The 14,116-nt window shown below is 41.9% G+C and carries 9 protein-coding genes; 2 read left to right on the top strand and 7 right to left on the bottom strand.

The genetic code is table 11. The features are described from left to right. Positions 1–311 precede the first annotated feature (311 nt). Positions 312–482, top strand: coding sequence for a hypothetical protein (locus HMPREF1532_RS21335; RefSeq protein ID WP_153881784.1), 171 nt, complete (start codon positions 312–314; stop codon positions 480–482). A 591-nt stretch (positions 483–1,073) separates the two neighbouring features. Here the strand turns inward: HMPREF1532_RS21335 and HMPREF1532_RS12110 are convergent. Continuing rightward, on the bottom strand, positions 1,074–2,078 hold the full coding sequence (locus HMPREF1532_RS12110; protein ID WP_005929773.1) for a class II fructose-bisphosphate aldolase: 1,005 nt from the start codon (positions 2,076–2,078) through the stop codon (positions 1,074–1,076). Positions 2,079–2,256: 178 nt separating this feature from the next. After that, on the bottom strand, positions 2,257–3,270 hold the full coding sequence (locus HMPREF1532_RS12105; RefSeq protein ID WP_005929770.1) for an endonuclease/exonuclease/phosphatase family protein: 1,014 nt from the start codon (positions 3,268–3,270) through the stop codon (positions 2,257–2,259). 174 nt (positions 3,271–3,444) lie between these two features. On the opposite strand from HMPREF1532_RS12105, the gene HMPREF1532_RS12100 reads away from it, so the two are divergent. Further along, positions 3,445–3,699, top strand: coding sequence for a type B 50S ribosomal protein L31 (locus HMPREF1532_RS12100; protein WP_005929768.1), 255 nt, complete (start codon positions 3,445–3,447; stop codon positions 3,697–3,699). Between the two features lie 251 nt (positions 3,700–3,950). On the opposite strand, the gene HMPREF1532_RS12095 is transcribed toward HMPREF1532_RS12100, so the two are convergent. From HMPREF1532_RS12095 to HMPREF1532_RS12075, 5 genes are all read right to left on the bottom strand, one after another. Next, positions 3,951–6,764, bottom strand: a complete 2,814-nt coding sequence (locus tag HMPREF1532_RS12095) for a DUF4961 domain-containing protein (protein ID WP_005929766.1) — start codon at positions 6,762–6,764, stop codon at positions 3,951–3,953. A gap of 82 nt (positions 6,765–6,846) precedes the next feature. Next, positions 6,847–8,334 carry an Outer membrane protein SusF domain-containing protein gene (locus HMPREF1532_RS12090; protein WP_005929763.1) on the bottom strand — a complete coding sequence of 496 codons (1,488 nt, stop codon included), beginning with the start codon at positions 8,332–8,334 and terminating at the stop codon, positions 6,847–6,849. 29 nt (positions 8,335–8,363) lie between these two features. Next, positions 8,364–9,254, bottom strand: a complete 891-nt coding sequence (locus HMPREF1532_RS12085) for a SusE domain-containing protein (protein ID WP_005929761.1) — start codon at positions 9,252–9,254, stop codon at positions 8,364–8,366. A 32-nt stretch (positions 9,255–9,286) separates the two neighbouring features. Continuing rightward, positions 9,287–10,870 (bottom strand): starch-binding outer membrane lipoprotein SusD, encoded by a 1,584-nt coding sequence (gene susD, locus HMPREF1532_RS12080; protein WP_005929759.1) that lies wholly within the window; start codon positions 10,868–10,870, stop codon positions 9,287–9,289. Between the two features lie 27 nt (positions 10,871–10,897). Continuing rightward, complete coding sequence (locus tag HMPREF1532_RS12075) at positions 10,898–13,942, bottom strand: SusC/RagA family TonB-linked outer membrane protein (protein ID WP_005929756.1); 3,045 nt, start codon at positions 13,940–13,942, stop codon at positions 10,898–10,900. Positions 13,943–14,116 lie beyond the last annotated feature (174 nt).

The raw sequence follows: 14,116 nt of genomic DNA, 5'->3' as shown, positions 1-14,116 counted from the left end.
ATATGGCAACTGCGATTAAGTAATGCTTAAAAAATAATTTGGCACATATGTTCCGGTTGATCGGGTCATTTCATTAAAAAAAACTTCCCCTAAGGGACGATTTTGAACTGTATCCCAAAAGTTGGACACAAAACTTTAAGAGTGTAGTTTTTTTGTTCATCGAGGTGCATTATTCATATAGAATTTACCCCCTTCACCGGCTTCACCTTTTTTAATCAAGCTCCCTATTCATCGGTGATACAGGGTGAAGGCATGCCCCGGTTTCCCGGCAATAGTGCTCACTCCCCGTATGCCCGGTGCTCACCGCCCGTATGCCTAATGCTTACGACCTGCATGCCCGGTGCTTGGGAGACATTTGCAAAGAGGCCGGAAAGCGGGGCGTGCCTTCACCTCGTATTACCGATGAACAAAGCAATGAAGCCCAAAAGGTGAAGTTGGTGAAAGGGGTAAAAAATATACAGAAGAAATATTCTGAAGAATAAAAAAACATTCACCGGAAAAAAGATGCTACATCTTTTTTTGAAACCTGCACGTCTTCCCGTTGAAACCTGTTACATCTTTTTTTAAAAGGTGCTATGTGTTTTTGAAAAAGATGCTACGTCTTCAAGCAGATAAGAGTTACTAATTGATGGAAGTATATGGATTTTGATTGACACTGTCACAACTTATTTTTTCACGATTACTAAAAGCAGAAAACGATACGATATAAAAAAATAAAAACCGCCTCCGATAGAAACAGTCTTTATTTTTCTCTACTCTCATGTTAAAAGCCGGCTTAGAAGTGCAATGTTTATTGGATGATAACATCCGCCGGATTCCTCTCCTGACTCCCTTCTGATTAATTATACCTCAATGAAGCAAAAAGAATCTTTCTCTGGAAGTTTCTCCATATACTCGTGTGTGATGCTTTCACTCTATTATCACCGGATAATGACATGTGTGTCAAAGCAATTATCTATTGTAAACCACAAATATATACAAATTCTTTTTCATAAACACAAGATTATCGAAATAAATGACAAAAAAAAGCTGTACCCGATACAGGTACAGCTTCTCTTATCTCAAATAATTTCTTACTGAGCCAACTTGTTGTCTGAACCAAGCACATTGATAATTTTATGCTTGTACAGTTTCTCCATGTTGTCACGAGCCGGTCCCAGATATTTACGCGGGTCGAACTCTGCCGGTTTTTCAGCAAATACCTGACGGATAGCAGCAGTCATAGCCAAACGGGAGTCTGAGTCGATATTGATCTTACAAACAGCAGATTTGGCAGCTTTACGCAATTCTTCTTCAGGGATACCGATAGCAGCTTTCAGCGCACCACCGTATTTGTTGATCGTTTCAACTTCTTCCTGAGGAACTGAAGATGATCCGTGAAGAACGATAGGGAATCCCGGAAGTTTTTCCATTACAGCGTCCAATACATTGAATGCCAAAGGAGGAGGAACCATACGACCTGTCTTCGGATCGATATGACACTGTTCCGGAGTAAATTTGTAAGCACCGTGAGAAGTACCGATAGAGATGGCCAATGAATCGCAACCTGTGCGTGTAGCAAAGTCGATTACTTCTTCCGGGTCAGTGTAAGTGTGGTGATCTGAAGAAACTTCATCTTCTACACCTGCCAATACACCAAGTTCTCCTTCTACAGTTACATCGAACTGATGAGCATATTCCACCACTTTCTTAGTCAAAGCTACATTCTCTTCATAAGGAAGGTGAGAACCGTCGATCATCACTGAAGAGAAACCGGAATCGATACAGCTCTTACAAGTTTCGAAAGTATCTCCGTGGTCAAGATGCAAAACAATCTCGGGATGCGCACAACCCAATTCTTTTGCATATTCTACAGCACCCTGAGCCATGTAACGCAACAAAGTCGCGTTAGCGTATTGGCGAGCACCTTTAGAAACTTGAAGAATAACCGGAGATTTTGTTTCTACAGCAGCCTTGATGATAGCCTGCATCTGTTCCATATTGTTGAAGTTGAAAGCCGGAATAGCATATCCGCCTTTGATAGCCTTAGCAAACATCTCTTTGGTGTTTACCAATCCTAAATCTTTGTAATTTACCATTTTGTTTAAAAGTTTATTGTTAGTGAATAAAAATTCTACGCAAAAGTACACATAATAGTTTTAATACAAAACCAAAGCGTAAGAAATATCCCCGCTACAGAGTACAAATCAATCCTATTTTGTAGTATTCAATATCATTTAAGAGTTGATTGTAATCCCGATGTAGCAAAGACGGTTTTTATTTCTTCAGATAAATAATGGTAGGCAAATGATCACTGTAACCGTTCAGCCACAGTTTTCCCCCGTGTGTCCGCAGAGGAGAACCTTTGTATTTTCCATCCTGCTGAAAAAGATATTCGCGAATAAAAACTTCGTTATGATCATATTTCAATCCTTTCTTCTTCAATAGCGCAGAAGATAGTACAATCTGGTCGAAAAGATTCCATTTACCCCGATAAAGCAACGTTCCTACTCCCTTATCCTCCAGCGTTTCCCACCAGGGATTGAAAAAATCCCCTTTTCCGACTTCCTTCCTGTATTTTTTGGCTCCAAGAGTCAACATACTATTATCCATCGGGTCATCGTTCATATCCCCCATTACGATCAATTTTAATTTCTTATTCTCACGTTGCAGTGAGTCTGTCAAGGTACGCACCTGACGTGCCGCATGAATCCGTACAGGTTCGGCCGCCCCGCGTGAAGGCCAGTGATTAACAATAAAACAGACCGGCTCACCGGCAAGTTTTCCATTCACGATGAGAAATCCACGTGTTTTATGTATCGTATCACCCTCAAAAGGCTGCGACAAAACCAACTTGCTGGATGAAACTGTAAATTGTTTCGGGTCATACAGCAGCGCACAATCAATCCCCCGTTTATCCGGCCCTTCATAATGTACGACACGATATCCTGTGGAAGCCAGTGCCGGCTGGCCGACCAGATCATCCAAAACACGTCTGTTCTCTGCCTCCGCCACTCCGATAACAGCAGGTCCTTCCGGAACTTTATCCCGTGACAGTTCACTGATCACTTTCGAGAGATTTTTCAACTTTGACACATATTTCTCTGTATTCCATCGTTTCGGTGCATCGGGAAGATACTCATAATCATTCTTACCGGCATCGTGAATAGTATCAAACAGATTTTCAAGATTATAAAAAGCTACGCTATACAATCCTTTTTTCTTCTCCTGAGCTTGTCCGGCAATTACTGCAAACAGCAAGATAACAGTTGTTACAATCAATTTCTTCATACAATAAATCTCTTTGTTTTCTGCAAAAGTCTAAAAAAAAAGTGAGATAGCTCGTTTTTTTCAAAAACTTTTTTCTATTTCACGGAAAAGCATTATCTTTGCGCACTGAAAATGACCATTACACTATTCTTACCAAATAGTAAACGATATAATAATTAAAAAACAAATACTGAAATGAAAAAAGGTATTCATCCAGAATCATACCGTCCGGTAGTATTCAAAGATATGTCAAATGGCGATATGTTTTTGTCAAAATCTACAGTAAACACGAAAGAAACCATCGAGTTTGAAGGTGAAACTTATCCGTTACTGAAGATAGAAATCTCTAATACTTCTCACCCGTTCTATACTGGTAAATCTACATTGGTGGATACAGCAGGTCGTGTTGATAAGTTCATGAGCCGTTACGGTGACCGCAAGAAAAAATAATCTACTCTTCTTAAAGAGATAGAAAAAGAGGAAATTCCAATTAAGAATTTCCTCTTTTTCGTTATACAGGGGGGATGAAATTCCACCAATACTAAAAGTTCCCTGTCATTCGAACCCGTACAATAAAGTTATTTATTGAATAGTCCGTCTCAATTTCATTAATCCTTGCCCCATAATAATATATGCCAATGTATCAAAAGGCAGTATTATTGTGCCGAAAGATCCATTGGCATATAAGGGAAGCATTATTTTCACTTAATAATCTTACAAGATTCCACTTCTCCCTTATTGTCTTTTATCCGAGCCACATACTGCCCCGATGGCAGCACTGACAGCCCCAAAGAAGACACGTTTTCCTGTCGCTGTACCATCATACCGTTAACGGAATAGATTTCAACCCAAACCGCTTTTGTGTTTATGACCAACTCATCCAAATTGCTATCATAATACACTTGCAGACTCGCTGAATCGACAACAGTCTCCTCAATTCCCGTCAATGCCGGCTTAAAATTAGTATACAGCCGGAATTCATTGGCAGGAACAAGTACACTTTGAGTTGTCGACGTTACATTCAACGTAGCGTTTTCATCCATCAGATCATACCAAGTACCGGTTTGCGGAAATGTTACTGAATAATTACCCGGGACAGCGGTAAAATTCCCGACAACAACCACTCTTTTATCTCCTGAAGTTATAGTTATAAAACGGCCGTTATTCCAATTTGTATTGCCGCTCACTTTCCAGCTAAAAATAACATCAGGGGAAAAAAGTTCGGGATATGACAGACGCAAATCCATCAATTTACTATAAACATTATACAACTCTTTACGTGCGGAATTCTCCAAATAATCCCAGCGAAGAGGTTTGGGATCAGTACGATAAGCACCATTATCATCGACAACCGTACCGTCCGAATTACTATTTATTGAATAATCATATCCCAATTCTCCGAATTGCCAAATCATTTTAGGTCCCGGAACGGTAAAGAAGAAAGCAGCGTTCGTAGCAAGTTGCTTCATCCGGTTCTCCAAATTATTATCAGTCGTCGGGTTCGCACTTGCTTCACCACCTTTTATACTTTCAATCCCCCATTTCCAAGCTTTAAAAGAAGTACGTTCTTCATCATGGCTTTCCATATATCCCATCAAACTGTTTACAGGCATATTGGATGTACCTCCATACAATCCTGAGAAATTAGAATTATCCGGCCATCCCATAGCCGATTCACAATACGCATGATTCATGTTTCTCCAAAGCATGATGCCGGCCTCTCCCAATTCCTTCTCTTCCGTAGTACCCTCCGTCAGATGTTCTATAATAACATAAGCATCCGAATTCCTTTTCCAGATTTCCGAAGACATCCGCTTCAAGTTTGCGATACGTTCCGCATCATATTTATTGGCCCATGTATCCTGCGAAGTATTGGAAAATCCTTTAGTAAAATCGTATCGAAAACCATCCACTTTATACTCTTTCATCCAGAAACCGGCCACACTGTCCACCAACGCACGGGTATACGTACTTTGATGATTAAAATCATATCCCCACTGCAAAGCAGCATTAGGAATATTAGACTTTTGATTATACCAGGGATTATCTGCCGACGGAGTCCCATCCGCCTCACGATAGAGCAAATAGAATGGAGACTGCCCAAAACTGTGATTCAATACCAAGTCTATAATCACTGCTATCCCTTGCCGATGGCATTCGTCAACAAAAGCCCGCATATCATTTTTAGTTCCATAATACTTATCCACCGCAAAATAAAACGAAGGATTATATCCCCAACTGCTATTCCCTTCAAACTCATTAACCGGCATCAGTTCAATGGCATTGATTCCCAACTGTTTCAAATAGGGCAATTTGTCTTTCGCCGCATTAAAGGAATGTTCGGAAGTAAAATCGCGAATATGCATCTCGTATACCATTAATTGATTCCTGTCCGGCTTTTTAAAATCCGTTACCTGCCATTGATAAGGCGTCTGTCCTGTCTGAAGCACAGAAACAATCCCTTCGGCTTTCCCCGTCGGGTAAGGTTTCAAATCAGGATATACAGTAGATGGAATATACGAATCATTCCACGGATCGAGAACTTTATCCGCATACGGGTCGGCTATATAAATAGTACCATCCACCACATATTGAAAAGCGTATTCCTTTTCTCTCTCCAAGCCACTCAACGTAATCCAAAAAAACTCTCCGTCTTGTTTTAATTGGTACTCCGGCGATAATTTCCAATCATTAAAATCACCTACCACATGAACAGTCTTCTTTTTGGGTGCCTGAAGCACAAGAGTAGCTTCGTGAATGCTCAAATAGTTAATACCCGGTCGTACATTTGCCGGAAGCGGCGCCTGCACTGTCTCACCCAACACGTTCACCGTCCGTGTAGCTGTCTCCGTTTGTCCGCCAATCGAAGCCTCCACACGTATCTCGAAATTACCGGCTTGCAAAAAAGTATGCTCGGCAGTGATCTCTTTCACATTGCTTTGAGTTGCTATCGGTTCATTACCAACAAACAGTTTCATGTCTGCCACCATAGAAGCCGATGCTTTCATTGCCAGTGTTTCTCCGCTATTCAAGGTCGCAATTCCGGAAGGCTGATCGAAACGAACCGTCAGTCCTGTTTCATGTATATCCACAAAAATATCCTTGCCACCGGTATCTTTTCCCTCCTTTTTGCCGTCTGAGCTACGAAAGACAAATGCCATTTTCAGAATTTTCTCACCGGCAGGAACGCCATAATAACTACGAACATCAGGGGTAATATTCAGTTCCCACTTATTATTGCCCAAAGAAGTCATCTTGTACTTTGCAACATTCACATTCCAATCCGAAGCATATCGCCAGTCAGATTCTTTTTCACTCTGATCTGTAATGGCACCCGTATGTGCGTATACATCCCCCGTATAACCTTTTAATCCGGCAGTACCTTGTGCAGCATCAAAAATGAGGGTCACCGCCTTTCCTTCGATAGGAAAGGCAGGGTTCGTTGTCACTATTTGAGCCTTTGCAATGAACATTACCCAAATGCAAAATCCTAACAAAACGTAAGATCGTTTCATAAATTCCTCCTTATTTATCATAAAAGGCTGCTTCCGGTCACAGAAACAGCCTTTCCATATTCATTTATTTATTCACAAATGCCTATTTTACTGTTCCGTTACCATTCGTGAAGTTCACATACACTTTCTGACCGGCATTTACAGGACATTCATAACCCAGTTCTCCAAGATTATCACCAACCTGCTTGTTTTCACGATAAACAATCGAAGCATCGTTTTTCATATCCAACGTAAATTCGCTCTTCCACCAATTACCAGTTCCGGCCACTGTACAACAGATACGCGCTACCCCGTCTGCAGTAGCAGCAGGAGAGACAAAATCACCGTTTTTATCTGCAGGTACAGTAAATAATGTTTCTTCATTACAGTTCCAACTGCCATTAACCAATCCACCTAAAAGATAGACCTCCGGTCTCAAGAATTCAACTTTCTTGCCACCTACCTTATCGACAGTAACAACCACTATATACCAACCGGAAATGCCAATCAGAATATTACCACCCTTATCAGTCAATCCGGCGAGTTCGATGGCAGCAGGAGTTACTATATCTGTAGAGAAGCCGAAATCTCCTGTCCAACCGGCCACCGGAGAGAATTTGATTTCTTCACCGGCATTATAATATTGCATACTCCAGAACATACCGGGAGTCTGAGTCACAGGAATCATCTGGCAAGCATCATTCCAATTCCAATCCGAGCTATAAGCAGAGCCGTTGATAAACATCGTTTCGGGCAAATCGCTTACTTCTTTAATTGTGTATGTATAATCTTTTACGTTGATCGTAATTCTTACCTTTCCTTGCAATTCCAGACCGATAGCTCCAGCCTGTTGCCCCTTCTGATCCGTAAAATCGAGTAGGCCGGATGCAGAAGCATCCCCGTCTTTCATTGCACCCAATGCCTTGTTCCAATCAATGCTTCCGGCAGCTCCTGATTTCGGGAATATTTTGAAATTAGCCTTGTCTTCCTTTTCGTTTGTAAACTCCAGCGTAAAGATGGCATCATCGTCCGCATCACGTGTAAAAGCCAAAGCTCCGGCCAAATCCCACGAAGAGATATCTCCCAAAGCATAATACTCATCTTCCATCGCAGGAGGAGTGACAGGAGTCACTTTCATATTAATATCAGCCACATCGACAGAAACAGCCTGATTATCGGAAGCCATTGCAGAAACTCCCACTTTTACTGCTATATCGCGCGCCACAGCCTGACGGCTGTTGTATAATTGCATCGTCAGCAATTCCAGTTCCGCAGCATCCACTTTCAAAGCTCCATCCTTTTCGGCAAACGGAATGTCTAATGTTTTATCATTGCCTGCCAATTGCAATTTATAACCTACGATTTCGTCCGAACCGGACAGAGACTCCAACTTGGCAATTACTACAGAATCCTCTGCATACGTATCCATCACGACTTCCGAAGTTACACCCGCTACCTGTGCAGTAATGCCACTCTTAGATTCCTCCTGGGGATTGGACTGGGGATTGGCCCAGTCCGTATAATCTTCGTCACAAGCCGAAAAACCAGCCAGCACCAGAAGAGAAAACATATATAATGATATCTTTTTCATGTTTCTTATTCGTTTTAAAATTACAAAAGTTATTCAGCCGTTGCTTCGTAAAAGTCCAGAGTATAGGCAAGTTTGGTTCCGGCAACTTTAACAGTTACCACCACTTCGTAAGTACCGGCATTTCCGATTTGAATATTCAAACCGCCATTACCATCGTCTACTCCGCTGACATCTGCCAGTTTTTTAGACTCTTCCGGAACCAGCCCGTCAAAGTAGGCTACCTGGTTTCCATCCCAACCCGGATTCATATTGAACTTCATTGTACCGGCGGCACCTGCACCAAAAGTTACCACGCGTGAGAATTTACCCGTACTGCCTGTCACCGGAGTCATCTCCAGCCATGTATTCCAATCGGATTCTGCAAAGCCACCAATAAGATACATCGTTTCCGGCAACGTGACAGGAGCCTCTGCCTTATATCCCAATACCCTGGGTAATTTAATCACATTAGAAGTACATGCACCACTCCCATTAGAAGTCAGGGCTGCCTGCATACGAACATACAGGGTTATAGGAGTGTCGGGCAGCTCACCGGAGCCTGCAATTCCCCACAACTCAACCAATCCCAATGCAAACTCAACCGCATCTACATTCACTTTTGTAGAAGTATATTTAGTGGAAAGCGTCACATAGTTGACCTTCGTTCCGGCCTCTTCATTATCTTCTGTGAAATTTTCATCAAGTGCCATTTGCACAGTATAAGTAGTGGCAATCGGGAAACCGTAGTCCGGCTGTGAGCATGTAAACTCAATAGCTTCCGAGTTTTCCAGATCATATACATTGTTCTCGGCATAAGGTGGAACATTCAACACGAATGTATCAGGCTCCAATAACGTGGGGTTACTGTCTCTATCGCTTTCACATGCCGAGAAAGCAAGTACGGCAAGACCCATCATGAATATACTATATATCTTTTTCATTATAATAAGCGTTTTAAATGATGAATAAACGATTAATAACCAGTATTCTGATGCATATTCGGATTGGCAGTAATATCTGCTGCCGGAATCGGATAAACATTATAGATAGAACTTACCGAAGTGCCTTCAGCTTCGCCACCTTTCCAATCCCACAGATATCTGTTCGTTGTATAATAATTATAGCGAATCAAATCCGTACGGCGGAATCCTTCGAAATATAACTCACGGGCTCTTTCATCAAGAATATCATCCAATGTCACGCTTTCAAATTCCGTTGCATCGGCACGACGACGCAATACATTCAAGTCTTCTGCAATATCGCTCATAGCAACTGTTCCAAGACGCAAATTAGCTTCCGCACGAATCAGATAAGCCTCAGCCAGACGGAAAAGAGGAATATCAGTATCGGGTACATCCGGGTCACTACTATTCTGCCCGGTAGAAGTAAGTCCCGTCCATTTCACAACCGAGAATCCATCGGTAAATTTAGTAACCGTTTCCAAAGTAACCTGACGCTCTCCGCCACCCTTACCTGAGTAAAACAGGGCACGACTGTCTTTTGCAGCAGCAATCAATTCGTCCGTACTTTCAGTCAAAGGAGCTCTTTCCGGATCTTTAAAGAATTTGCCCACCAAAGATTTACGGGCACGGATACATGACCAAGAAGCATTGGTTCCCCACGACGGCATCCCCGCAATACGGGTGGCAGCTACCAGGAAGAAAGAACCGCCATAAGATTTTGTACGGATACCATCTTGACGAAGCGGGAAAATAATCTCTTTTCGTGCCTCCGGATTTTCACCATTATCGGCCATAAATAATTCTTTGTAATTATCACATAAATCATATCCCGATCCAATCACTTTCGTTGCATATTCAGCAGCTTCACCCCATTGCGCAGTACCTGTATACACTTCTGCATTCAGATTCATACGGGCACGCAGCAACCAGTTGGCTGCCCTATCGGCACGTCCATAAGGAGCTTTACCCGGTTCGTACATATCATTTTCAATCGCATCCAATTCACTTTCGATGTAAGCGAACAAATCTGCACGATTCTTTTCTACCGGCAACTCCTCGGAGAAGTGTTCTTTAAATGGTGCTTTTCCGAACAGATCCATATAATAATAGTAATACAGTGCACGGAGGAAGCGAGCTTCAGCACGTTGTCTCACTGTTGTCTCATCCGTTTGTCCCTCTACTTGGTCAAGGAAGAAATTACAAAGGGTGATGTTATAAGCCAAACGGTTATACAACATCTCAATAGTACCGTGAGAAGAGTTCCACCTCATAAAAATCAACTCGGGGATACCGGCATCCATCCAAGTCCAGATCATTTCGTCGGTAGCATATTCGTTAACGGTGAACATCACACGATAAAAAGCCGTATTCCCCTCGTCGTCCGAAGCAATATCCGGCTTATCGGAAGGTCCTTGTTGACCTGTCAATACCAATGAAGCATAAAGTTTGGTGAAAACTTCATCCTGAGAAAAATTACCGCTCACCTGCGGGTCAATCGGACTTATATCCAAATCACCAACACAAGACACCATACCGAAGGTCAACGATAAGGAGAGTGCGGCAGGAATCAATGATTTTAAATATCTAAATTTCATAATATAATCAATTATTTAGGTTACTAATTAAAACTGAAGACTAAGTCCGAGCAAGAAGGTCGTAGGACGCGGATAGATATTATTGTCAATACCCATATTCTTATTACTATCGGTTCCTATTTCCGGGTCAAGTCCGTCATATTTTGTAATTACAAACGGATTCTGTACCGTTGCATAAATACGTCCGTTTATTCCCCCGTATGCCGGGCTCTTAAATAAGTTATTAAAAGAGTATCCCAAAGAGATATTGTCACAACGCAAGAAAGAAGCATTCTGTACAAAGTAGTCAGAATAATAGTAATCACCTTCACCGCTAAAGCCTAACTGTACAGCTGCAATCGGCCGATTGCTAAAGGCACCATTAGAAAAGATAGTACCCATACTTGCATTTGCAGCCAATACATCATTATATACATAGTTATTTAAGCTCGCACGCAACGAGAAACTGAAATCCCACTGCTTCCAAATCATTTTCGAAGTCAAACCCATCAATACATCACCGGCAGGTTTCTTATAAATATATTTATCGGAAGCATTGATGATACCATCGCCATTACGGTCGACAAATGTATTTTCAATAGGCTTACCGTCTTTATCATAAACCTGCTGATATACATAGAATGAATTAATCGCATAACCAACTTTCTGTGCCTGAATATTAGCACCTGTACCTTTGGATATGCCGCCGGCTGCTACAAAATAATCAGGATCATCACCACCTGTCAGTTTCGTGATTTCATTTTTATTCCAAGTAATGTTATATCCCAAATCCCATGTAAAATCTCTTGTTACAATCGGCTTAGCATTAATCGTAAATTCAAGACCGGTGTTTTTCAACGAACCGATGTTACTTATCAGACGTGAGTTGAAATTCGTTCCGGCGGCAATCTTTACGGTATTAATCAAGTCTTTCGTTTCCCGATAGTAATAATCGATCGATCCCGAAATACGTCCGTTCAGGAAAGCATAGTCAAAACCGGCATTGTAAGTGGTGGTTTCTTCCCATTTCAGGTCCTTATTATATTCTTTCGGGCGTGAAGTTGTATAATAAATATCACCCAACGGATAGTAAGCACCATTACCGCTGGCCGTATAAAGCGGCATAAACGGGAAGTCCAGATTATCTCCCAAATTCTGTTGGCCGGTAATACCCCAACCTACACGGACTTTCAAGTCAGACAATACATCTACATCTTTCAGGAATTTTTCTTCCTTTACCTTCCAAGCCAAAGCTACCGACGGGAAATTGCTCCAATGTTCTCTAAAACGGGAAGTACCATCGCGACGGAAAGTAGCAGCGAACAGATAACGGTCCAATAAAGTATAGTTCAAACGACCGAAGAAAGAGACCAGCGTACTGTGATATCCAAATGCACTGTTCTTACGAAGAGTAGGATTGTAAGCCTCACCATTATCCTGGCGGGTACCCTGTCCTACAGAATAGCCGGTACGGTGAAAATGTTGTTCTTCGGCACCTACCATCACATCAATAAAATGATTTTCCAATGTCTTGGAATATTGCAAGTAAACATTTCCGGAGAGATTGTATTTATAGCTATATTCCGAGCCATCCCATCCAAAGTAATGATTAGAATAAGAATACGGAGAGATAACGGTATTCTGACGTCCTTCCGAATAGTCGGCACCGACATTGGCATGAATACGCATATCAGGGAAGAAATGGAACTTATAATCAGCCTCCAGATTTCCTACGAAACTCTTACTTTTCGACCGGTCATCTTTCAGTTCAAGCAATGCCAACGGGTTCTGAGTGGCATTTGCATTTTTAGTATACAGCCAATTAGGGTCACCATAGGGAAGACTGCCTTCCTCCTGAGTGGGGATAGCCTGCCAAAAACCACCGAATGTATCAAATTTTTCGCCATCGCCATACACCGGCTGTGTAGGATCCATCGCTACAGCAGCTCCGATCGCACCACCATCGGCATAGCGGTTTTTAGCCACCATTGCTTTGGCATTCACATTAAATTTCAGATAATCATTGAAAAATGAAGGAGCCACATTCACACTGGCAGTAAAACGCTCAAAATTAGAAGTTTTCACAATACCTTCCTGATTGGTATACCCTAATGATACGCGATAAGGCATATGCTTCAATCCACCGGAAACCGTCACATTATGGTCATGGCTTATAGCTGTACGATAAATCTGATCTTGCCAATCGGTATTTTCCGTGCCTAAACCCGGTGAAGGGATCTTATCCGTTCCACCATATACACCCGACAGATATTCACGGAATTCATCACCACTCATCACATCCAGCGAATTGCGTCTGATACCGAAAGACACATTTCCATCATAAGAAACTTTGGGAGCTGATCCGGCAGCACCTTTCTTGGTAGTAATGATGATTACACCATTAGATGCACGCGAACCGTAAATAGCAGTAGCCGAAGCATCTTTCAAGACTGTAAATGTCTCAATATCATTCGGGTTTACCATGGACAAAGGATTTGAAAGTCCTTTTACTCCATCATTATCCATTGCCAATCCGTCAATAACAATCAACGGATCGTTACTGGCATTCAGAGAAGAACCTCCACGTACACGAATCGTAGCGCCGCCACCCGGTGTACCATCATTGGAAATCACACTGACACCGGCAATCTTACCCGTCATCATGTCTTGTGCATTCGTAGTCATACCCTTACTGATCTTATCCGGTTTAATAGCTGTCACCGAACCTGTTGCATCGTTTTTCTTCACCGTACCATAGCCAATTACCACAACTGCATCCAGCACTTGTGAATCATCTTCAAGGGTAACTACCACTGAGGAAGCAGCTTTCACCTCTACAGTTTTATAACCGATAAAAGATACAACAATAGTAGAGTTTTGAGGAGCATTCAAAACAAAGTTACCATCCAAATCGGTAATGGCACCGTTGGTAGTTCCTTTTACTAACACATTTGCACCAATGACAGGTTCACCTGTTGCATCTTTCACATGCCCCTTAACAGAGACCTGCTGTGCAAAAGCGCCTAATGACAAGAAAAGCCCGAATAACAAGGGCAGAATCGTTTGATAGATTCTAAGATTAACTTGCTTCATGCATTTAATAAGTTAAAGTTAACAATATAAATTAATATAATTTTCTCTTAATCGAAACAGGAATGTAACGCCAACTCCCTTTTAACGACGAAACAAAAATAGGGCTATTAACCACGAAAAGAATGAGAAAAGATGAAAAACGGCACTTGCAACTACGCAATCGTTTGCACTGCA

The organism is Bacteroides salyersiae WAL 10018 = DSM 18765 = JCM 12988 (assembly GCF_000381365.1).
Taxonomy (GTDB): Bacteria; Bacteroidota; Bacteroidia; order Bacteroidales; family Bacteroidaceae; genus Bacteroides; species Bacteroides salyersiae.
This window is presented reverse-complemented; position numbering and strand designations above follow the sequence as displayed.

Coding starts and splice junctions, on each gene's coding strand:
- HMPREF1532_RS21335 (WP_153881784.1), top strand. CDS start 312: ATGCCTAATGCTTACGACCTGCATGCCCGGTGCTTGGGAGACATTTGC.
- HMPREF1532_RS12110 (WP_005929773.1), bottom strand. CDS start 2,078: ATGGTAAATTACAAAGATTTAGGATTGGTAAACACCAAAGAGATGTTT.
- HMPREF1532_RS12105 (WP_005929770.1), bottom strand. CDS start 3,270: ATGAAGAAATTGATTGTAACAACTGTTATCTTGCTGTTTGCAGTAATT.
- HMPREF1532_RS12100 (WP_005929768.1), top strand. CDS start 3,445: ATGAAAAAAGGTATTCATCCAGAATCATACCGTCCGGTAGTATTCAAA.
- HMPREF1532_RS12095 (WP_005929766.1), bottom strand. CDS start 6,764: ATGAAACGATCTTACGTTTTGTTAGGATTTTGCATTTGGGTAATGTTC.
- HMPREF1532_RS12090 (WP_005929763.1), bottom strand. CDS start 8,334: ATGAAAAAGATATCATTATATATGTTTTCTCTTCTGGTGCTGGCTGGT.
- HMPREF1532_RS12085 (WP_005929761.1), bottom strand. CDS start 9,254: ATGAAAAAGATATATAGTATATTCATGATGGGTCTTGCCGTACTTGCT.
- susD (WP_005929759.1), bottom strand. CDS start 10,870: ATGAAATTTAGATATTTAAAATCATTGATTCCTGCCGCACTCTCCTTA.
- HMPREF1532_RS12075 (WP_005929756.1), bottom strand. CDS start 13,942: ATGAAGCAAGTTAATCTTAGAATCTATCAAACGATTCTGCCCTTGTTA.